General features: G+C 51.7%; 18 protein-coding genes, 1 tRNA gene and 2 pseudogenes. 16 read left to right on the top strand and 5 right to left on the bottom strand.

Annotation, left to right across the window (positions count from 1 at the left end):
* Window positions 1-189 precede the first annotated feature (189 nt).
* Window positions 190-1,428 (top strand): alanine transaminase, encoded by a 1,239-nt coding sequence (alaC, locus tag OKF39_RS17020; RefSeq protein WP_028013978.1) that lies wholly within the window; start codon window positions 190-192, stop codon window positions 1,426-1,428.
* 50 nt (window positions 1,429-1,478) lie between these two features.
* On the opposite strand, the gene ypdK is transcribed toward alaC, so the two are convergent.
* Window positions 1,479-1,550, bottom strand: a complete 72-nt coding sequence (ypdK, locus tag OKF39_RS17015) for a membrane protein YpdK (RefSeq protein ID WP_099458937.1) — start codon at window positions 1,548-1,550, stop codon at window positions 1,479-1,481.
* Window positions 1,551-1,908: 358 nt separating this feature from the next.
* Window positions 1,909-2,829, bottom strand: a complete 921-nt coding sequence (lpxP, locus tag OKF39_RS17010; protein WP_028013977.1) for a kdo(2)-lipid IV(A) palmitoleoyltransferase — start codon at window positions 2,827-2,829, stop codon at window positions 1,909-1,911.
* A 793-nt stretch (window positions 2,830-3,622) separates the two neighbouring features.
* On the opposite strand from lpxP, the gene tssB reads away from it, so the two are divergent.
* The 10 genes and pseudogenes from tssB (at window position 3,623) to OKF39_RS16960 (ending at window position 11,775) form a co-directional block, all read left to right on the top strand.
* On the top strand, window positions 3,623-4,120 hold the full coding sequence (gene tssB, locus OKF39_RS17005; RefSeq protein ID WP_041908834.1) for a type VI secretion system contractile sheath small subunit: 498 nt from the start codon (window positions 3,623-3,625) through the stop codon (window positions 4,118-4,120).
* 32 nt (window positions 4,121-4,152) lie between these two features.
* Entirely contained in the window at window positions 4,153-5,697 is a 1,545-nt protein-coding gene (tssC, locus tag OKF39_RS17000) for a type VI secretion system contractile sheath large subunit (protein WP_479983177.1), read from the top strand.
* Between the two features lie 17 nt (window positions 5,698-5,714).
* Entirely contained in the window at window positions 5,715-7,055 is a 1,341-nt protein-coding gene (gene tssK / locus OKF39_RS16995; RefSeq protein ID WP_288765578.1) for a type VI secretion system baseplate subunit TssK, read from the top strand.
* A pseudogene (gene tssL, locus OKF39_RS16990) lies at window positions 7,052-7,459 on the top strand (type VI secretion system protein TssL, short form); the annotation flags it as partial. The gene tssK and the pseudogene tssL, both read left to right, overlap by 4 nt.
* A pseudogene (locus OKF39_RS16985) lies at window positions 7,449-8,927 on the top strand (DUF2345 domain-containing protein); the annotation flags it as partial. The pseudogenes tssL and OKF39_RS16985, both read left to right, overlap by 11 nt.
* A 12-nt stretch (window positions 8,928-8,939) precedes the next feature.
* The gene (locus OKF39_RS16980; RefSeq protein WP_479983176.1) at window positions 8,940-9,257 is read left to right on the top strand and encodes a hypothetical protein; all 318 of its coding nucleotides are present in this window, start codon (window positions 8,940-8,942) and stop codon (window positions 9,255-9,257) included.
* Window positions 9,258-9,310: 53 nt separating this feature from the next.
* The gene (locus OKF39_RS16975; protein WP_479983175.1) at window positions 9,311-9,703 is read left to right on the top strand and encodes a hypothetical protein; all 393 of its coding nucleotides are present in this window, start codon (window positions 9,311-9,313) and stop codon (window positions 9,701-9,703) included.
* Window positions 9,681-10,331: a hypothetical protein gene (locus OKF39_RS16970; RefSeq protein WP_479983174.1), complete on the top strand. Its 651-nt coding sequence runs from the start codon at window positions 9,681-9,683 to the stop codon at window positions 10,329-10,331. The genes OKF39_RS16975 and OKF39_RS16970 overlap by 23 nt, the downstream gene beginning before the upstream one ends.
* A gap of 207 nt (window positions 10,332-10,538) precedes the next feature.
* Window positions 10,539-10,709 (top strand): hypothetical protein, encoded by a 171-nt coding sequence (locus tag OKF39_RS16965; protein WP_479983823.1) that lies wholly within the window; start codon window positions 10,539-10,541, stop codon window positions 10,707-10,709.
* A gap of 43 nt (window positions 10,710-10,752) precedes the next feature.
* On the top strand, window positions 10,753-11,775 hold the full coding sequence (locus OKF39_RS16960; protein WP_479983173.1) for a VasL domain-containing protein: 1,023 nt from the start codon (window positions 10,753-10,755) through the stop codon (window positions 11,773-11,775).
* Between the two features lie 50 nt (window positions 11,776-11,825).
* Here the strand turns inward: OKF39_RS16960 and OKF39_RS16955 are convergent.
* Together OKF39_RS16955 and OKF39_RS16950 are read right to left on the bottom strand one after the other, a co-directional pair.
* Window positions 11,826-11,897: transfer RNA gene (locus OKF39_RS16955), tRNA-Arg, on the bottom strand.
* 75 nt (window positions 11,898-11,972) lie between these two features.
* The gene (locus OKF39_RS16950; RefSeq protein ID WP_041908869.1) at window positions 11,973-12,902 is read right to left on the bottom strand and encodes a formate/nitrite transporter family protein; all 930 of its coding nucleotides are present in this window, start codon (window positions 12,900-12,902) and stop codon (window positions 11,973-11,975) included.
* A gap of 315 nt (window positions 12,903-13,217) precedes the next feature.
* Between OKF39_RS16950 and mlaA the strand changes: the two genes are divergently transcribed.
* Window positions 13,218-13,970, top strand: coding sequence for a phospholipid-binding lipoprotein MlaA (mlaA, locus tag OKF39_RS16945; protein ID WP_041908870.1), 753 nt, complete (start codon window positions 13,218-13,220; stop codon window positions 13,968-13,970).
* Window positions 13,971-14,014: 44 nt separating this feature from the next.
* On the opposite strand, the gene fadL is transcribed toward mlaA, so the two are convergent.
* Window positions 14,015-15,295: a long-chain fatty acid transporter FadL gene (fadL, locus tag OKF39_RS16940; protein ID WP_041908871.1), complete on the bottom strand. Its 1,281-nt coding sequence runs from the start codon at window positions 15,293-15,295 to the stop codon at window positions 14,015-14,017.
* Between the two features lie 372 nt (window positions 15,296-15,667).
* On the opposite strand from fadL, the gene OKF39_RS16935 reads away from it, so the two are divergent.
* The 4 genes from OKF39_RS16935 (at window position 15,668) to sixA (ending at window position 20,351) form a co-directional block, all read left to right on the top strand.
* Entirely contained in the window at window positions 15,668-15,952 is a 285-nt protein-coding gene (locus OKF39_RS16935; protein WP_041908873.1) for a YfcZ/YiiS family protein, read from the top strand.
* Window positions 15,953-16,198: 246 nt separating this feature from the next.
* A complete protein-coding gene (gene fadI, locus OKF39_RS16930; protein ID WP_041908875.1) occupies window positions 16,199-17,509 on the top strand; it encodes an acetyl-CoA C-acyltransferase FadI in 1,311 nt (436 codons plus the stop codon).
* Entirely contained in the window at window positions 17,509-19,656 is a 2,148-nt protein-coding gene (gene fadJ / locus OKF39_RS16925) for a fatty acid oxidation complex subunit alpha FadJ (protein ID WP_479983172.1), read from the top strand. Before fadI ends, fadJ begins: the two co-directional genes overlap by 1 nt.
* 209 nt (window positions 19,657-19,865) lie before the next feature.
* Complete coding sequence (sixA, locus tag OKF39_RS16920) at window positions 19,866-20,351, top strand: phosphohistidine phosphatase SixA (RefSeq protein ID WP_003861375.1); 486 nt, start codon at window positions 19,866-19,868, stop codon at window positions 20,349-20,351.
* The last annotated feature ends 41 nt before the right edge of the window (window positions 20,352-20,392 follow it).

Genomic DNA, 20,392 nt, shown 5'->3' with positions numbered 1-20,392 from the left:
CTAACGGAAAGCCAATATCAGAACCCTGCTTTTACTTTCATGTATTGCAGTGTTCCGGTTTTCACGCGGGCGCTTTTTTTTCATTTCCCTCTCGACAGCGTGATTTTTTTCAGGTTATTTTCTAAGCACGCCACATCGGTGGCAGCGTCGCTCGGACGGTCCGGGCGCTAACGTTAATCTGAGGAATCTATGGCTGAATTCAGTCCTGAACGCCGTTTTACGCGTATCGATCGTCTCCCCCCTTATGTTTTCAATATCACTGCTGAACTGAAGATGGCTGCGCGTCGGCGCGGCGAAGATATTATCGATTTCAGCATGGGTAACCCTGACGGCCCAACGCCACCGCATATCGTTGAAAAGCTCTGCACGGTTGCCCAGCGTCCGGATACGCACGGCTACTCAACCTCGCGCGGTATTCCCAGGTTACGTCGCGCGATCTCGCGCTGGTATCAGGATCGTTATCAGGTTGATATCGATCCTGAAAGTGAGGCGATTGTCACCATCGGCTCGAAAGAAGGGCTGGCACATCTGATGCTGGCCACGCTGGATCACGGTGATACGGTGCTGGTACCCAATCCAAGTTACCCAATCCATATCTACGGCGCGGTGATTGCCGGGGCGCAGGTTCGCTCTGTTCCGCTGGTGGAAGGTGTCGATTTCTTTAACGAACTGGAACGTGCCATTCGCGAAAGCTACCCGAAACCCAAGATGATGATCCTCGGTTTCCCGTCGAACCCAACGGCCCAGTGCGTGGAGCTTGACTTCTTCGAGAAAGTTGTCGCTCTGGCCAAGCGTTATGACGTGCTGGTGGTTCATGATTTAGCCTACGCCGATATCGTCTATGACGGCTGGAAAGCCCCGTCGATAATGCAGGTTCCGGGCGCGCGTGACGTGGCGGTGGAGTTCTTTACCCTGTCGAAAAGCTACAACATGGCGGGCTGGCGTATTGGCTTTATGGTGGGTAACAAAACGCTGGTAAGTGCACTGGCGCGTATCAAGAGTTACCACGATTACGGTACCTTCACGCCGCTGCAGGTTGCCGCTATTGCCGCTCTGGAGGGCGATCAGCAGTGCGTTCACGACATTGCTGCTCAGTATAAACGTCGCCGCGACGTACTCGTAAAAGGGTTACATGAGGCTGGCTGGATGGTGGAGATGCCGAAAGCGTCCATGTACGTCTGGGCGAAAATTCCGGAACCGTACGCAGCGATGGGTTCGCTGGAGTTTGCTAAAAAGCTGCTGCAGGACGCGAAGGTGTGTGTGTCCCCGGGCATCGGCTTTGGTGATTATGGCGATACCCACGTGCGCTTTGCTTTAATCGAAAACAGCGACCGTATTCGTCAGGCGGTGAGGGGAATCAAGAGTATGTTCCGTGCCGATGGCCTGCTCTCAGCAAAGAGCGTTGCTGAAAACCCCGTGTCCTCATGACAAAAAAACAGGAGCCAAATGGCTCCTGTTTTTTTGACTGCATGTTCTCACTAGATCATCAGGGCAAAGGTTCCGGCCCAGACTAAAACGATCACCGAAATGCCCATAAAGAAATATTTCACGTTTCATCGCTCCGCGTATCTTGTGGTACGCATTTAAAAACAGAGTCCAACTGATTATAGAGAACTGAAATCCCGGCTAAACAGAAATGAGAATTTTCCCGTTACGCCGATGACTCCCGCTCAGAATTCTGTGCTTTCCTGGTGCCAGACGGCGCTAATGTACGCTTAAAAATGAGGGGTGACAAGAGGGATTTTTTTAAATAATTTCCGCCACTTACGAGTGTCGTGGAACGGCGACAGTTTGATTTCACAGCGCAATAAATTCACTTTGGGCGACGCCATCAAAGACGGTTTTGCAGTGAGATGACAGGTGATTGAAAAGGCTAGTTTCTTAGCGAAACTAACCTTCACGCAGGGCTTAAATATAGAGGGAGGCTTCGCCAAGAGGACGCGTTTTGAAACGGCGATGCATCCAGAGATATTGCTCCGGTGCGCGCATGATTTCAGTTTCGATGACCTTATTGATAAACGCTGCCGCTTCGCACTCGTTTTCCGGATAGTTAGCCATTTCCGGAGAGATGTGCAGACGGTAGCCTGACTTATCCGCTTTTCTCACCATCGTCACGGTCAGCATGGAGGCACCTGACAAACGCGAAATGACGAAAGTCCCGTTGGTCGTCGCTACATCCTTCACGGCAAAGAAGGGGGCAAAGCTGCTGCCTTTGCGTCCGTAATCCTGGTCTGGAGCAAACCAGACGGCCTCACCTTTCTTCAGGGCGCCAACCATACCGCGCAGGTTGTTACGGCTGATCATCGCTTTATTGGAGCGCATGCGGCCTCGCGTCTGAACCCACTCCATCAGTGCACTGTTGTGCGGTCTGTAGGTTGCCATCATTGGCTGACAAAGGCCCATCACGCGCCCGCCAAGCTCCAGGGACATAAAGTGCACGCCAACAACCATCACGCCGCGTTTTTGCAGCTGAGCGCGTTTAAGGTTGTCCAGTCCTTCTACATCAAACCATTTGCGGACGCGTTCATCCGGCCAGAACCAGGCCATGCCGGTTTCAAGCAGCGCCATGCCGATGGATTTAAAGTTTTCAGAGATCAGTTTTTCGCGCTCTTCAGCATTGTACTGAGGAAAGCAAAGCTCGATGTTTTTACGGGCGATAGATTCGCGACGCTTCAGGAAATAGCGGGATGCGCTGCCCAGTTTCGACCCCAGCATACGCAGCACAGGGTAGGGGAGCTGTACCAGCAGCCAGAGAACGCCAAGACCAAACCATGTAAACCAGTAACGCGGGTGTAAAAACGCGCGTTGAAATTTGGATTGAGACAAAATAGAGAAACCTATGTAGAGCCGGTGAAAGTAACGCTTAGTGCGATACCACGTGCCTATTAGACCGTAGTACAAGGTCATGGTTGCAGGCTTTACCGATCTTTACGGCGTTACCTGGCCATAGCTGACGTTGGGTGGGCGGCATAATGTAACACCGTTAAACGATATGTGCTATTACTCGTTTTTGATTAAAAAAGCGACGATCCAGGAGGTGTTTGATTTTACAGATTTTATAAACAGCCGCATTGAGAGCATCCCTCCTTCTTGCGCGGCGAGCAGAAGCCTCTGCGCAAGGATAAAGTCAATTCGCGAGCAAGCACGGTATTAATGATTGACGACTCGTTAAGTATCCGGAAATGAATTTTTTACCACATATAATAAATAAGAATTTTCATAAGGAAAAATCTTATATATTATTCATGCCATCAATAAAATATTCACTTTTCATACTTCTTTCGTATCTTCTTTTTTTGCGTCCCTCAATAGCTTCTTTCAGTTAATTCATGCTTTTTTGACAAAGTGTCGTGATGCAAATCAAAATAAGATGTTTTTATTAGTATCTCACTGGTTGCGATCCTTTAAACGATATAAATATTTGGTTTGCGCGAAAAGAGTAGTTCCTTTTTCTGCCTTGGCAGGGCATTACACAATAATAGTTCAGCAGAAAATTCTTAAGAAATTTCTCATTGCGGGTTAATGATCTGCGTATTTGATTTTGTGTCGATCATTATTCTATTATTGCGCATCAACGCGATACCGTGAAGTTGGCATAGCAAAACCAAAGAGGGATGATGAGATGGCTGACAGTTTTCAGAATGAAGTGCCTAAGGCACGTATTAACCTAAAGCTTGACCTGCATACTGGCGGAGCAAGCAAGAAAATGGAATTACCATTGAAATTGCTTGTTGCGGGTGATTTTAGTAATGGGCAGGACACAGCGCCAATATTTGAGCGCGAAAAGGTTAATATCACGAAGAACAATTTTGATAGCGTTCTTTCCGAATATTCCCCAAAAGTTAATCTGACCGTTAAAAATACGCTGGCTGATGATGGCGGTGAGGACAACATTCAGCTGACTTTCCAGAGCATGAAAGATTTCACGCCAGAGCAGGTGGCTGCTCAGATACCGCAACTGAAGGCGATGCTGGCGATGCGCAACTTGCTCCGTGATTTGAAAGCCAACCTTTTGGATAACCAGACTTTCCGAAAAGAGCTGGAAAAAATCGTTCTTGACCAGTCGCTTAGCGCTGAGTTGCGAAATGAATTATCCGCACTGGCGTCAAAAAAATCGTAACCATCAGGCTGTTTTAACGGATTAATCAAGGAATGCTCATGTCTGTACAAAATAATATTACTGGCGGTGAAAGCGTGGTGCTGGAGCGCCCAGCAGCGGGTGGGGTTTACGCTTCCCTGTTTGAGAAAATCAATCTGAGCCCGGTCTCTGAGCTGAGCGCGCTGGATATCTGGCAAGATGCACAGGCGATGTCGGATGCCACCGCCGATGAACGTCTGACTGCAGGTATGCAGGTCTTTCTGGAGTGTCTGACCAAAGCAAGCTCGAAAGTAGAAAAACTGGATAAAAGCCTGATTGATCACCACATCGCTGAGCTTGATTTTCAGATCAGCCGCCAGCTGGACGCTGTAATGCACCATGATGAATTTCAGGCGGTTGAGAGCCTGTGGCGCGGTGTGAAGTCGCTGGTGGATAAAACCGATTTTCGCCAGAACGTGAAAATTGAGCTTCTGAGTATGTCTAAAGAAGACCTGCGCCAGGACTTTGAAGACTGTCCAGAGGTGATCCAGAGTGGTCTGTATAAACACACCTACATCGACGAATATGATACCCCGGGCGGCGAGCCGATTGCGGCGCTGATTTCCGCTTACGAGTTCGACGCTTCAGCGCAGGATGTCGCTCTGCTGCGCAATATCTCTAAAGTCTCTGCTGCGGCACATATGCCGTTTATCGGCTCGGCAGGCCCGAAATTCTTCCTCAAGGAGTCAATGGAAGACGTTGCGGCGATTAAAGATATTGGTAACTATTTTGACCGCGCCGAGTACATCAAGTGGAAATCGTTCCGCGATACGGACGACGCGCGCTACATCGGTCTGGTGATGCCCCGCGTACTGGGACGTTTGCCTTATGGCCCGGATACCGTTCCGGTTCGCAGCTTCAATTATGTCGAAGAGGTCAAAGGTCCGGATCACGACAAATACCTGTGGACCAACGCATCGTTTGCTTTTGCGTCCAACATGGTGCGCAGCTTCATCAATAATGGCTGGTGTGTACAGATCCGTGGGCCGCAGGCCGGTGGTGCGGTTCAGGACCTGCCTATCCATCTGTACGATCTTGGTACCGGCAATCAGGTAAAAATCCCGAGCGAAGTGATGATTCCTGAAACCCGTGAATTCGAATTCGCGAATCTGGGCTTCATTCCTTTGTCCTACTACAAAAACCGCGACTACGCCTGCTTCTTCTCGGCTAACTCCACGCAGAAACCGGCGCTGTATGACACCGCAGATGCAACGGCGAACAGCCGCATCAATGCGCGTCTTCCGTACATCTTCCTGCTGTCGCGTATCGCCCACTACCTGAAGCTGATTCAGCGCGAAAACATTGGCACCACTAAGGATCGCCGCCTTCTGGAGCTGGAGCTGAACACCTGGGTCCGCAGTCTGGTGACCGAAATGACCGATCCGGGCGATGAACTTCAGGCGTCTCACCCACTGCGTGACGCGAAGGTAGTGGTGGAAGACATTGAGGACAACCCGGGCTTCTTCCGCGTGAAATTGTACGCTATCCCGCACTTCCAGGTGGAAGGTATGGACGTCAATTTGTCGCTTGTTTCACAGATGCCGAAAGCGAAAGCGTAAAAACAGGCAGGAAGCCGATGAAAACGGAACAACCGTTATGGGGTAGGGGCATTATGGTCTCTCCCCAGCATTTTCAGCAACAGGTCGCGTATGCGGCCTGGTCTGCCGAATGTATTGCCCGGCTGGGACTCATCTCACCCTGGGGGGTCATTGACGCCACTTTCGAACCGGAATCTCTCAAGCTTGGACGTCTCCAGGCCCGTCATCTGCATGTCCGTTTTCAGGACGGAACGCTGATTGATACAGACAATGCAGATTCTCTGCCGCCTGTGTTGTCGCTTGAAAGTGAATCGCAGGAGGTGACGGTGATGCTGGCGCTTCCGCTACTGCGGGCGAATGGCGGTAACTGCCTTAAACCCGATGAAGTGGCCGAGCGCCCGGTGCGTTATCGCCAGCGCTGGCGGGATGTGCGCAATGCATTTGGGGAAGACACCCGTCAGATTGCGGTGATGCAACCGGAACTGACGCTGCGTTTTGACCATCAGAACAACAGTGATTATCTGACTTGTCCGGTCGCCCGCCTGCAGCAAGATTCGCAGGGGTTATGGCAATTAGATGAGACGTTTCTCCCCCCTCTGTTGACCATTCAAGGCAGCCGCTGGCTGGTGACGCAACTGGAACAGTTGATGACCCAGCTGCGGGCTCGTCTCTGTCGTTTGATGGCAATGCGGCGCGAAAGCAATGAGCGTATGGCTGACTTTGCCGTGGCTGATGTCTCTCTGTTCTGGCTGCTCAACGCGCTGAATAGCGCTGAGCCCGTACTGGGTCAGTTCCAGCGTAATCTGCAAAGCCCGCCGGAACGTCTGTATCCGGAGCTTTCTCGCCTGGCGGGGAGCTTGCTGACATTTTCTCTGGAGCACCAGGTGAACGCCATTCCGGTCTGGCATCATGAGCAACTCAACGCGGTATTTCCGCCGTTGTTTGATTTACTTAGCGATCTGCTTGAAGCCAGTCTGCCGTCCCGCGTGGTGGCTCTGACGCTCGACTATGACCCACGACTGCACTTCTGGCAGGCTCGCCTGCATGACCCGCGTCTGCGCGAAGGAGCGGATTACTATCTTTCTGTACGGTCGCCGATACCGGTGGCGCAGTTGCAGGAACAGTTCCCGCGCCAGTGTAAGGTCGGCAGTCCTGACCATGTGCGTGGGATCGTCAACTCATCCCGCGTGGGTGTACCGCTGATGCCGCTGCGTCATGTGCCAGCCGCCATTCCGCTGCGCCTGGAAAATCAGTATTTCAGTCTCGACCTCTCGCATCCTTTGGCAGCCGAAATGCTCCAGAGCGGGACATGCATGTTTTACGTCCCGGGCATGCTTGGTGAGCCTGAACTTGAACTCTTTGCGGTACTGAGAACATGAGTGAGCGTAAACGCGGCATTGCCGTGCCTGTTGATATTGACGCACTGCTGCAGGATACCTGGCTTCAGGTCATCAGCCTTCGCCATGGCCCGCTGTTTCAGGAAGGTGAAGGTCGGGTCTTATGGGAACGCTGTATCGCTGATGTAGAGCGCGTTCAGCGTGAACTAAAAGCGAGTGAACTCGATGAAGCCAGCTGTAGGCATATCCTCACTGCACAATGTGCATTGCTTGATGAAGCGGTAAAAGGCCGCGGTGTAGAGGATGATGCCTGTGTGCAGTGGTATGACATTCCTTTGCAGGGACACTTCCTCGGCACGATGGACGCCGGTGACACCTTGTGTGACAGGATGCGCGATGTGCTGCGTGAACCTGCACCAGACAATGCCGTACTGACCTGCTTTCAGCTTCCGCCCCGAGCCGGGAGAACGTCCGGTGATGGCCGGTACGCTGCCGGCCCGCGTAACCAGTACCACCGAAAATGACACCTACGGGCATATTGATAAAGACGGCCGTTACCGCGTCAACATGCTGTTTGACCGTGATAACTGGGAAACCGGGTTCGAAAGCCTGTGGGTGCGCCAGTCCCGCCCTTATGCAGGGGACACCTACGGTCTGCACCTGCCGCTGCTGGCGGGCACCGAGGTGGCGATTGGCTTTGAGGACGGTAACCCGGACCGGCCGTACATTGCCGGCGTGCTGCATGACTCGGCGCACGGCGACCACGTCACCATCCGGAACTACAAACGCAACGTCCTGCGTACCCCGGCGAACAACAAAATCCGCCTTGATGATGAGCGCGGGAAAGAGCATATCAAGGTCAGCACGGAATACGGCGGCAAGAGCCAGCTGAACCTCGGGCACCTGGTCGACAGCGGGAAGCAGCAGCGTGGCGAGGGCTTTGAGCTCAGGACGGACAGCTGGGGTGCGATACGGGCGCAGAAAGGGATATTTATCAGCGCGGACGCGCAGGCGAAGGCGCAGGGTCAGGTGCTGGAGATGAAGCCGGCGGTGAGCCACCTGGGTGATGCCCGGGCGCAGATGCAGGCGATATCGGATGATGCACAGACGGCGACGGCGAACCCGGCAGACCTTCAGGCGCAAATCACTCTGCTGGAACAGCATCTGACGGACCTGAAAAAATCGGTGCTGCTGATGAGCGCCCCGGACGGTATGGCGCTGACCAGCGGACAGCATCTTCAGGTATCGGCCGGCCAGAACCTGATTGCCACGGCCGGTAAAAATGCGGACGTCAGCGTGGTGAAAAATCTGTTCATCGGGGTGGGCAATGCCCTGAGCGTGTTCGTCCGCAAGCTGGGCATCAGGCTTATCGCGAACCAGGGGGCGGTGCAGGTACAGGCCCAGAACGATCTGATGGCACTGCTGGCACGCAAGGAAATCAGCATTGTCAGCACGGAAGATGAAATCAGGATTATCGCGAAGAAGAAGATCACGCTGAACGGTGGCGGAAGTTATATCACGCTGGATGCGAATGCGATTGAAGCGGCGACGCTCGGGGATTACCGGACACGGGCGGGATTTTATGACCGGCAGCAGAAGGCTTCAGCGAAACCTTCATTTTTAACGTTCCCCGTACTGGATGCGTCAGAGTCCGGCACAGATCCCGGCGAAACAGGTACAGACGAACAGGGAAGCAGTAAGGGAGAATCAGAAGAACGACAACTCCAAATATCTCCTTTTTATAATCGAATGTTCAGTTTCAAGGATGAGAAAGGATTCCCTTATTCTCAAACCAAATATTATGCACTTATGAGTGACGGTACGAAAATTTCAGGAACTACAGACGAAAATGGAAATACGAAAATTTTCAGTGGAAATAAAATAGATAATATCCGTGTGCATTTGGCTATTTAGTAAGGGGTTAATATGGATGTTTTTGATCAAGAAACGTCATCATCCGCTGAGTTATCTTGGGCGGAATCATCAAATGATATAAACATAACAAATGTACAAATAAGAAGAAAGTTATATATTCTTACTGTTGGTTTTGAAGTCAATCATCCAAGTGCATTTGTCGATGGAGTTCAAGACCTTTCAATTGATTATGGACATGCTTTTTTTTATGTTACTAAAAACGATATAGTTGATGTTTTTTTAGCTTTGGACCAAAGGGATTTGCTGCACAAGGAAAGATCACAGATGAATATTCAGGGGCAAGACCAGGAGATACAAGTTATAGTATAACTGAAATCACACGCCTGTTTAGACTTAAAATCAGTGAAGAGATGGCGATAAAGGTGAAAAAAAAGGCTGATAGATTTACAGCTAAGGTCAATGCAGGCACGGAGCACTATTATGCCTTTATGAATGATACATGTGCTGAAACGGCAAGAGATATTTTAAAGGAAGCAGGAGTCTCTACACCTTCTGGGAGTGGCCCTGTCAAAGGTGTGGGTTCTGATGGTATTACAACAATGGGAACATTTGTGAATCCTTACAAATGGCATTTTGACTTCTCGGAGAAATATAAACAAACAGGGATTATATGCTATGGGAATGGTGGAAGTAGCGATGTGGCCAATGATTTGATTACGCTCAATAGTTCATGGGTTCTTTATCCGGGAGATAATGATGTATTGATTTCTACAGACCAGGAGGGGGTAATTCATGGTGACCTCACAAAAGATTAAAATTTCGGTGAAGGTCGTGGCTTTTTCTCTATGCGTTATATTACTTTCAAACCATGAAGTATCTTCATCTGAATATGCTATAAATGTTGTTAGTACTTTCGAGGAGAAATATATGGGGTGCGACAACCAAGTCTCATTGCTTCATGCTATTGATGCTGCAACGAAGATCATTTCACAAAAAAGTTCTATTGAGGAGCAACTAGAAGTATATAAAAACTTTTTCGATAGAGCAACACCTCATTATCCTAAAAATGGCCCCGTAGATAGATATTATTTTTCCCACAAACGGAAAATTGAGGTGAATTTCTTCAGAGATAATAGTTCTGGTAAATGGAACTCTGCTTACATTTCATTTGGGACTTGTAGTGAGGTACTTAAAAATGGAGGTGCATTGAATTTTGATAATATCAGGAGGGCCCAGTTGACATTCGTAGGTCTATATGAAAAAGAAGGAAAGTTCCCAGATGAAAAAGGAAATAAGAAAATATATAAATTTAAGCTCGCACGATATCGTTATAAATGCGATATTATCGTTGATTTTAAATTAAGTAACAAAGAACAGAGTAAAGAGGTATATCCAGTGAGATTCACTCAGATATATATATCGCCGCGTGAATTAATTGAATGATTCTTCTAATGCTCTTCCTTTAATATCGGGGTTATAAGTAAATAAGTAAATAAGTAAATAAGTAAATAAGTAAATAAGTAAATAAGTAAATAAGTAAATAAGTAAATAAGTAAATTGCCTTATTTTTTTTACCTTGATAAGGTCTGATGTATTAAAGAAATTAAATCAAGATTATTTATCTTTGAATTATCGTCTGAAAGGATCCTCATGAATACCAATCCCCCGCTAAGATTCAGCCACAGCCATCACCTGCTTTCGGTGAAGGGCTGCGACGCAGGGCTTGATGTGCTGGCCTTTGAAGGCGATGAAGCCCTGAGCACGCCGTTCCGCTACCGTATTGAATTCACCAGCGGTAGCGATCCTGGAGGCTCTGATTAGCCACCAGTGGGAGGTTTTCTGGCCGCATTCGCAACACGTGCGAATGGAAATCCTTAGCAGCCTGAGCCAGCGCCTGCAGCAACTCATGCGTATGCTCACTTTGGATGACAGCAATCTGAGTGAGCTATATAACGCTGAAGCGTTGCTTTCCAGGCTGGGGGCGGTGCTCCAGACCCTTGAGCTTAAACACCTTAGCCAGTTCGAGACATTACGAACGGTGATACATTCTAATGCGGCAAGACTGGAAAAAAATCATGGAATAACAGATTCGCATGAGATGAAGCCCGACAGGGAAGCGCCTTTGGAAAAGGATGAACCGATCCAGGCGGTGAAAAGGGTATATGTTGTCCAGCAGAAAAATGAGCCGAACGGTGAGGAACCTGTGATGCCCTCCCGGATTGCCGGGCAGTGGAAGCCCTTTGTCGCCGGGATGTGTTCTATGCTGGTGGTCTGCCTCGCCATAGCGTGGGGAGGGGGCTTTCTCTCCAGACCCGATCCCTTAACGACTCAGGCCATTGCCTCGCTGGCGCCGTTACCTGAAGTGCTTACACCTGTTCAGCAAGACGCGTTAACGCAGCGAGGAACGTTACCGTCTACGTTTATCTCAGATACGCAGCAGCAGCTTGCACGGCTGGATAAACTGTCTCCTGACTGGAATATTTCCTACAGCCTACAGCTGTTAAAGCAGCTCCAGACATTACGGCCCGAAGAGGCTAAAGCGCTGATAATACAGTGGCAAAAAAAGTTTAACGCGACGGCGTTGCCTGTAGACGCAATGAACAGCTGGTATCAGGGGATGATGACGCTTCAGCAACTGAGTGATCGGCTGAGTAGTCTGGATGAGCAAAAAGGAAAATATATAACCGTGAGTGAGCTTAAATCAGTGGTTTTTTCGACTATACAGTCATTTAACCATGCGATACCCGCTGAAGAGCAGCTCAGGCGCCTGTCGCAGTATCCTGCAGGAAGTGCGCTCCCTGAAGCAGAAAAGACCCAACTTGAGCTTCACCTAAAGCAACTGGCAACGCGTTATGCTCAAATAAAGCAGGATGCTTCTGCTCAATGAGTTTTTGCAGCGAACAGACTAATTTGGGTTAAAAACAAGGAAGATAAAAGTGTCCCCTGCAGGAATCGAACCTGCAACTAGCCCTTAGGAGGGGCTCGTTATATCCATTTAACTAAGGGGACGAGGCGGCACGAGTATAGCGTTATTTACACTTTGCGTTAAGCGCGTTGCCGCCTGACTGCTCAAAGAGTCACCATTCAGGTTGATTTTTTTGCTGCTTTATCCTTTTCTGCCTGCGCCTTAAGCTCGGCTTTGCGTTTATTCGACATGTCGTTACGGATTTGGGCATGGCTTAACAGCGCGAAGATAAACGTTCCACCGCAGATATTCCCCGCCAGCGTCGGAATGGCGAACGGCCAGAAAAAATCGCTCCAGTGAAGCGTGCCATTAAAGACCAGGTAGAGTATCTCAACGGTACCGACCACGATATGCGTGGTATCCGCCAGCGCAATTAACCAGGTCATGAGTATGATCACCACGATTTTAGCGCTACCGGCAGAAGGGAACATCCACACCATTGTGGCGATAATCCACCCAGAGATGATGGCATTAGAAAACATTTCGACTGGCGTGTTTTTCATCACATCCATACCGATCTTCACAAACGCGTCCCGGGTGGGTTCATCAAATATCGGCATATATTCAAATGCCCAGGCCGCGATGCCCGTGCCGATGATATTTCCCAGCAGAACCACGCTCCAGAGCCTCATCAATAAACCAAAATTGCCGAGGGTAGGGTTTTGCATCACCGGCAGTACGGCGGTCACCGTGTTCTCAGTAAACAGCTGCTGGCGGGCCATGATGACGATAATAAAGCCGAAGGTGTAGCCGAGGTTCTCCAGTAAAAATCCGCCGGGAACGCCCTCCAGCTGCACATGAAATATCCCTTTAGCAAGCAGCGAGGCGCCCATTGACAATCCAGCCGCGATAGCTGACCAGAAGAGGGCCATGGCATCGCGCTCCATCTCCTTTTCGCCGTCCTGGCGTATATGTTCGTGAATTGCCATCGCGCGGGAGGGGAGGCGATCTTCATCAATCTCTATCTCCTCCCCGCGCGCTTTCTCCTCGCTTTCAATTTCATGTTCCTCATTACTTTCGCCAATTTTGTCTTCACCCACTTCTTTCATATCTACTCCCGGAGGTTGATCTTTCTTTTAAGCGTAGCGGCTTTTATCGGGATGCCTGTGGGGATGCTCTTAAATTGGCGGGAATGACAACAAAGGTGATACATCTTGTTCAAAGACATTATAAAATTGCCAGCGAAACGAATTCCAAAAGTCAGGCTATGCTGAGATCAGAGTCACGGTGATTACTGCCCGTAACTGTACTCATAGACATCGGTAAACGTGCTGTTACAATCACTTGCACGTTTTCAGACGGAGCGCCAGATGCTCCGTTACGGATGGCAATCAACGATAGCCATACTGAACAGGGAGATATTTATGAAACTTCGGCTGTCGGCGCTTGCGCTGGGCGCGACGATGCTTGTGGGCTGCGCCAGCTCCGGGGAGCAAACGGGACGCTCCGATCCTCTCGAAGGATTTAACCGCTCTATGTATAGCTTCAACTACAACGTGCTGGACCCGTATGTGGTTCGCCCGGTGGCAGTAGCATGGCGCGATTACGTTCCACAGCCCGCGCGTAACGGGTTAAGCAATTTTACCAGCAACCTCGAAGAGCCTGCGGTGATGGTCAACTATTTCCTGCAGGGCGATCCGTATCAGGGGATGGTGCACTTTACGCGCTTCTTCCTGAACTCCCTGCTGGGTATGGGTGGTTTTATCGATGTTGCAGGTATGGCAAACCCGAAACTGCAGCGTGAACAGCCGCACCGTTTCGGCAGTACGCTGGGGCATTATGGTGTCGGTTACGGTCCTTACGTCCATCTGCCGTTCTATGGCAGCTTCACCGTGCGTGATGATGGCGGCGATATGGTCGATACGCTGTATCCGGTTCTGTCGTGGCTGACCTGGCCGCTGTCGGTGGGTAAATGGACGGTGGAAGGGATTGAAACCCGAGCGCAACTGCTCGATTCAGACGGCCTGCTGCGCCAGTCGTCCGATCCGTACATTATGGTGCGTGAAGCGTACTTCCAGAATCATGACTTTATCGCCAACGGCGGCAAGCTGAAGCCGGAAGATAATCCAAACGCGAAGGCAATTGAAAACGAACTTAAAGATATTGATTCGGAATAAATAAAAAAGGTGAGCAACGCTCACCTTTTTTGATCCCTGCGCGATTAGAACGCGTAGTTGAAGTTAGTACCGAACAGCCAGGCTTTACCTTCAGAGGTAAATTCGTACGGGCCTTCCTTGAAGGTCACTTTCTGGCCATGCATATAAGATACGCCCGCATCGACAGAAGCATTCTCGTTGAACGCGTAGGTTGCACCAGCACTCACCCAGAAGCGGTCCTGATCCGGAATGGAAATGGAGCGCTTATCAGCCGGTACCGGGCTGTCATCGAATGCGATACCGGTACGGAATGTCCAGTTATCATCCATATAATAGGTGGTACCCAACGCAATGCGATAGGCGTCGTGGAAGCTCTCGTCCTTATAGAACAGCGTTTGACCGTTGGTGCCGGTCGCTTTCAGCTCCTGGAACTGGCTCCAGCTGGTATAGGCCAGGCTATAGTGAATAGCCCACTGTGGCGCTACGCGGTTGTAACCCGAGACTTCCCACATTTCTGGCAGATGCAGTGACAGTGAGCCAGGGACAGTTTGACCGGAAGTCCCCCACGGGATAGTGGTACCCGCACCAGGGACCAGGCTGTTGACCGGCGTCAGGATGCCGCTCTTGTAATCGCCGTCGAAGTCAATTTTTACTTCGGAACGATAGGTCAGGCCCCAGCGGTTGTTTTTGTCCAGCTCGTACAGAATACCGGCGTTCCAGCCATAGCCCCACTCATCGCCCTTCAGGCTGGCAATTTTGTTGCTGTTTTTCGGCAGGCGAGCCGTTTGTTCACCGGCGTAACGCTCAATTTTTGCATCGGCGTAGACGGCATCAAAGCCCAGACCGAAGCTCCAGCTGTCGTTCAGACGATAAGCACCGCTCAGGTTCAGGTTTAGCGTTGTCAGGTCTGTTTTACCGCCGTATTCGCCTGCCGGGTAGTTGTTGTTGAACTCGGTAGCAAGGCCATAGTTAGACGTGACGGATGCGCCCCAGCCAAATTGTTCATTGATTGGTGCAACGAAGTGCAGGTTAGGTACCCACGCCGTTGGCGCAATGTTATCTGCTTTCAGGCTCGCACCAGAAGGTGACGTGCCGGAAATGTTGACATCAGGATCGATATACACCGCACCAGCAGAGAAGGTCGGGCGATCGAACATCATGATTAATGCAGGGTTACGGCTTGCGTTACCCGCATCATCAGCGATTGCACCTTCCCCTGAATACGCGCGGCCAAGGCCAGAGGAAGAAAATTCGTTTAGCTGAAAGCCCGCTGACCAGGCGGAAGTAGAGACGATTGCCACTGCGACTGCCAGCGCAGTCTTGTTGAACAGGGTTTTCTGGCTCATGACCATAACCTCATTGAGTTATTTTTATTCAATAATTGTTACATACCGTAACAGGAGCGCGAAGTGTAGGGTCTGAGGTATGACAGACAAATCAGACCAGTGGCCAGAGTATAGGTCCGACCAGCCTGAATGTTGCAAGTTTGTTTATTAATATTTTCAAACATGTTTCTTGAAACGAGATCTGGTTGGCAAAATTGTGACCATCGCGGCGCACTCAAAAGGGTGGTTTTTGTTTTAGATCATTTTTTAGTGTGATATCGGTCACTTATCCGATTTTGCGCCATTAACGGCTGGAGAGAGCCAGCGCTGGGGCGTAAAATATCAGCATCGTGTTTATCTCGCGCGCTGCGCGAATACAGAGGAAATTGAGCTATGAGTAAATGCAGTGCTGATGAAACCCCGGTTTGCTGCTGTATGGATGTTGGCACCATCATGGACAACACCGATTGCACCGCGTCTTACAGCCGTGTGTTCACCAACCGCGCCGAAGCCGAAGATACGCTGGCCGCGCTGAGCAAGCGCGCGCGTGATGTGGAGTCCGATCCGTGTGAAATCAAATCTACCTTCACGGAAGTGGACGGCGGCGTGAAGCTGGATATCGACTTTGTGTTTGCCTGCGAAGCTGAAACGCTGATTTTCCAGCTCGGTCTGCGTTAATCCTTTTTGCCCGGCGGCGCTTCGCTTGCACGGGCCTACGATCGTGTAGGCCGGGTAAGGCACCGTCGCCACCCGGCAACAAACCGCACAATTGCCTCTGCCATGCAGGGGCATTTTCTTTTTCTTCTCTGTGTTTTACCTCGCATTTTTAAGCTTCCCCGATTGGCTGAATGTAAAAAAATGGTTAAGACTGTTATCAGGTCAGACCACTTTATAGTCATGTAAAATTTTTCACAGGGGAAGGTTATGAGTCAGGCATTACCGCTAATCACCCGACAAGGTGACCGCATTGCCATTGTCAGCGGTCTGCGTACGCCGTTTGCACGTCAGGCGACGGCGTTTCACGGTATACCGGCTGTCGATCTGGGGAAAATGGTAGTGGGGGAGATGCTGGCTCGCAGCGAAATTCCGCCTGAGGTCATCGAACAGCTGGTCTTCGGCCAGGTGGTGCAGATGCCTGAAGCCCCTAACATTGCGCGTGAGATTGTTCTCGGTACCGGCATGAACGTTCATACCGATGCCTACAGCGTTAGCCGCGCGTGCGCGACCAGCTTCCAGGCGGTAGCAAACGTGGCGGAAAGTCTGATGGCGGGCACCATTCGCGCCGGGATCGCAGGTGGCGCCGATTCTTCCTCCGTACTGCCGATTGGCGTCAGTAAAAAGCTGGCCCGCATTCTGGTGGATGCTAATAAAGCCCGCACCACCGGTGCGAAGCTCAAACTCTTCTCGCGTTTACGCCTGCGCGATCTCATGCCCGTGCCACCTGCCGTAGCGGAATATTCGACTGGCCTGCGAATGGGCGATACCGCCGAGCAGATGGCCAAAACCTACGGCATCACCCGCGAGCAGCAGGATGCGCTGGCGCATCGCTCGCATCAGCTGGCAGCGAAAGCCTGGTCGGAGGGCAAACTCACCGACGAGGTCATGACCGCCTACACGCCTCCCTATCGAGAGCCTCTTACTGAAGACAACAATATTCGTGGTACCTCGACGCTGGCGGATTACGCCAAACTGCGTCCGGCGTTTGACCGCAAGCACGGCACCGTGACGGCGGCCAACAGTACGCCGCTGACCGATGGTGCTGCTGCGGTGATCCTGATGACGGAGTCGCGTGCAAAAGAGCTGGGCATCACGCCGCTGGGCTATTTGCGCAGCTATGCCTTTACCGCCATTGATGTCTGGCAGGACATGCTGTTAGGTCCGGCGTGGTCCACGCCGCTGGCGCTGGATCGCGCGGGGCTAACCCTGGCGGATTTAACCCTGATTGATATGCACGAAGCCTTTGCCGCGCAAACCCTGGCAAACGTGCAGCTGCTGGCAAGCGAGCGTTTTGCACGCGACGTGCTGGGCCGCGCCCATGCCACCGGCGAAGTGGATCAGAGCAAATTCAACGTGTTGGGTGGGTCGATCGCCTACGGCCATCCGTTTGCGGCCACGGGCGCGCGAATGATCACCCAGACACTACACGAACTCCGTCGCCGCGGCGGCGGGTTTGGTCTCGTCACCGCCTGCGCGGCGGGCGGCCTTGGTGCAGCAATGGTTCTGGAGGCTGAATAATGGATATGCCATCTGCATTTAATCTGACGGTTCGCCTCGATAACGTCGCGGTTATCACTATTGATGTGCCTGATGAAAAGATGAATACCCTGAAGGCTGAATTCGGCACTCAGGTTCGCGCCATGCTCAAGCAGATCCGCGAAAATAAAGCGATTCGTGGTCTGGTCTTTATCTCGGCTAAGCCGGATAACTTTATTGCCGGGGCCGATATCAACATGATCGCCCGAGCGAAAAGCGCGCAGGAAGCTGAAGATCTGGCGCGTCAGGGACAGCAGGTGATGGCTGAAATCAACGCTCTGCCGATTCCGGTTATTGCCGCGATCCACGGTGCCTGCCTGGGCGGCGGGCTGGAGCTGGCGCTGGCCTGTCACAGCCGTATCTGCACTGACGATCCGAAAACCGTTTTAGGGTTGCCAGAAGTGCAGTTAGGTCTGCTGCCGGGATCGGGTGGAACACAGCGTCTGCCGCGTCTGGTTGGGGTTAGCACCGCCCTGGAGATGATCTTAACCGGCAAGCAGCTACGCCCCCGTCAGGCACTGAAAGTGGGGTTGGTTGACGACGTCGTTCCGCACACCATTTTACTGGACGCTGCCGTTGAGCTGGCGCTGAAGGGACGTCAGACAAAACGTCCTCTCCCCGTACGCGAGCGCGTGCTGGCAGGGCCACTGGGGCGCGCGCTCCTGTTCAACATGGTAGGCAAAAAAACCGAGCAAAAAACCAAAGGCAACTACCCGGCGGCAAAGCGCATTCTGGAAGTGATTGAAACCGGGTTGTCGCAGGGCAGCAGCAGCGGCTATGCCGCTGAGGCCAAAGCCTTTGGCGAACTGGCGATGACGCCGCAGTCGCAGGCGCTGCGCAGCATCTTCTTCGCCAGTACTGAGGTGAAAAAAGATCCGGGCAGCGAGGCTGAGCCTGCGCCGCTGCGCGCCGTTGGCGTGCTGGGCGGTGGGCTCATGGGCGGCGGAATCGCGTTTGTTACCGCCAGCAAAGGCAAATTGCCCGTGCGTATCAAAGACATCAGCGCAAAGGGCATCAACCACGCGCTGCAGTACAGCTGGCAGAACCTTGATCGGAAGGTCAAACGCCGCCATATCAAGGCAAGCGAGCGTGATAAAACCCTGGCGACGATCTCCGGCACGACGGATTACAGCGGTTTTGCGCACCGGGACCTGGTGATTGAAGCCGTATTTGAAGACCTGGCGCTTAAGCAGCAGATGGTGGCCGACGTAGAGCAGCACTGCGCGCCGCACACTATTTTCGCCTCAAACACCTCGTCTTTACCGATTGGCGATATCGCGGCGAAAGCTGCTCGTCCGGAGCAGGTCATTGGTCTGCACTTTTTCAGTCCGGTCGAAAAAATGCCGCTGGTGGAGGTGATCCCGCACGCCACGACCAGCCCGCAGACCATCGCCACCGTGGTGAAGCTGGCGAAAAAACAGGGTAAAACCCCTATTGTGGTCGCGGACAAGGCTGGCTTCTACGTCAACCGTATTCTGGCACCCTATATCAACGAAGCGATGCGGCTGCTAACGGAAGGGGAGAAAATCGAGCACGTCGACGAGGCGCTCGTAAAGTTTGGCTTCCCCGTCGGTCCAATCCAACTTTTGGATGAGGTGGGAATAGACACCGGCACTAAAATTATACCTGTGCTGGAAGCGGCTTATGGCGATCGTTTTACCCCGCCTGCAAACATTGTTTCTGCAATTTTGAAGGACGATCGCAAAGGCAGAAAAAATGAACGCGGTTTCTATCTTTACGGCGCGAAAGGGCGTAAAAGCAAGAAACAGGTCGACCCTTCGGTTTATGGGCTTATTTCGGCCACCGGTCAGGGAAGACTGTCTGCCGTTCAGTGCGCAGAACGTTGCGTCATGATGATGCTCAATGAAGCGGCGCGCTGCTTTGGTGAACAGGTGATCAAGAGCGCACGCGATGGCGACATCGGCGCGGTATTTGGTATTGGTTTCCCGCCGTTCCTTGGCGGCCCGTTCCGTTACATGGATACGCTCGGTGCGGGTGAAGTGGTTGTCATTTTGCAACGTCTGGCCTCGCAATACGGTCCGCGGTTTACACCGTGTGACGAATTATTGCAGATGGCGGAGCGGGGCCAGACATTCTGGCCTGCAAGGGAAACTGATTTCGTAAACTGAAGTCAAAGAAGGGTAAATCCTGAGGTGAATGAACCTGTTCTGGCGATTTTGTAAACAGAGATTGACTATACTTACGCCATTGAGGTAAAAAACAGCGTTTCATTCACCGAATGGATCAGGCACAATGCCCGGCCATCGGGTTTTCTACCTCAGAGCATTAATCGCGGGTAGTTAACGCCGGTGATTCTGGTTAACAAAAGCGGTGCAATATGCAAGTTTTTATCATGCGTCACGGCGACGCGGCACTCGATGCCGCCAGTGACTCAGTACGTCCTTTAACCGTCTGTGGCTGTGACGAATCCCGTCAAATGGCGACGTGGCTTAAAGGTCAAAAAGTGGACATTGAACGTGTTCTGGTGAGTCCGTTCCTGCGTGCAGAACAGACGCTGGACGTGGTTGGGGAGTGTATGAACCTGCCATCCAGCGTGGACGTTCTCCCTGAGCTGACGCCATGCGGCGATGTCGGTCTTGTCAGCGCTTACCTTCAGGCGCTGTGCAATGAAGGTGTCGCTTCCGCACTGGTCATTTCCCACCTGCCGCTGGTCGGCTATCTGGTATCTGAGCTCTGCCCGGGCGAAACGCCGCCAATGTTCACCACTTCCGCCATTGCCAACGTCACTCTCGACGAAACCGGCAAAGGGGTCTTCAACTGGCAAATGAGCCCGTGCAACCTGAAGATGGCAAAAGCCATCTGACGTGACGTGTGACAGGGCGGGGTACTACGTGTTTCCCGCCC

This window comes from Enterobacter cloacae complex sp. HYC042_NIDB, from assembly GCF_056673315.1.
This window is presented reverse-complemented; position numbering and strand designations above follow the sequence as displayed.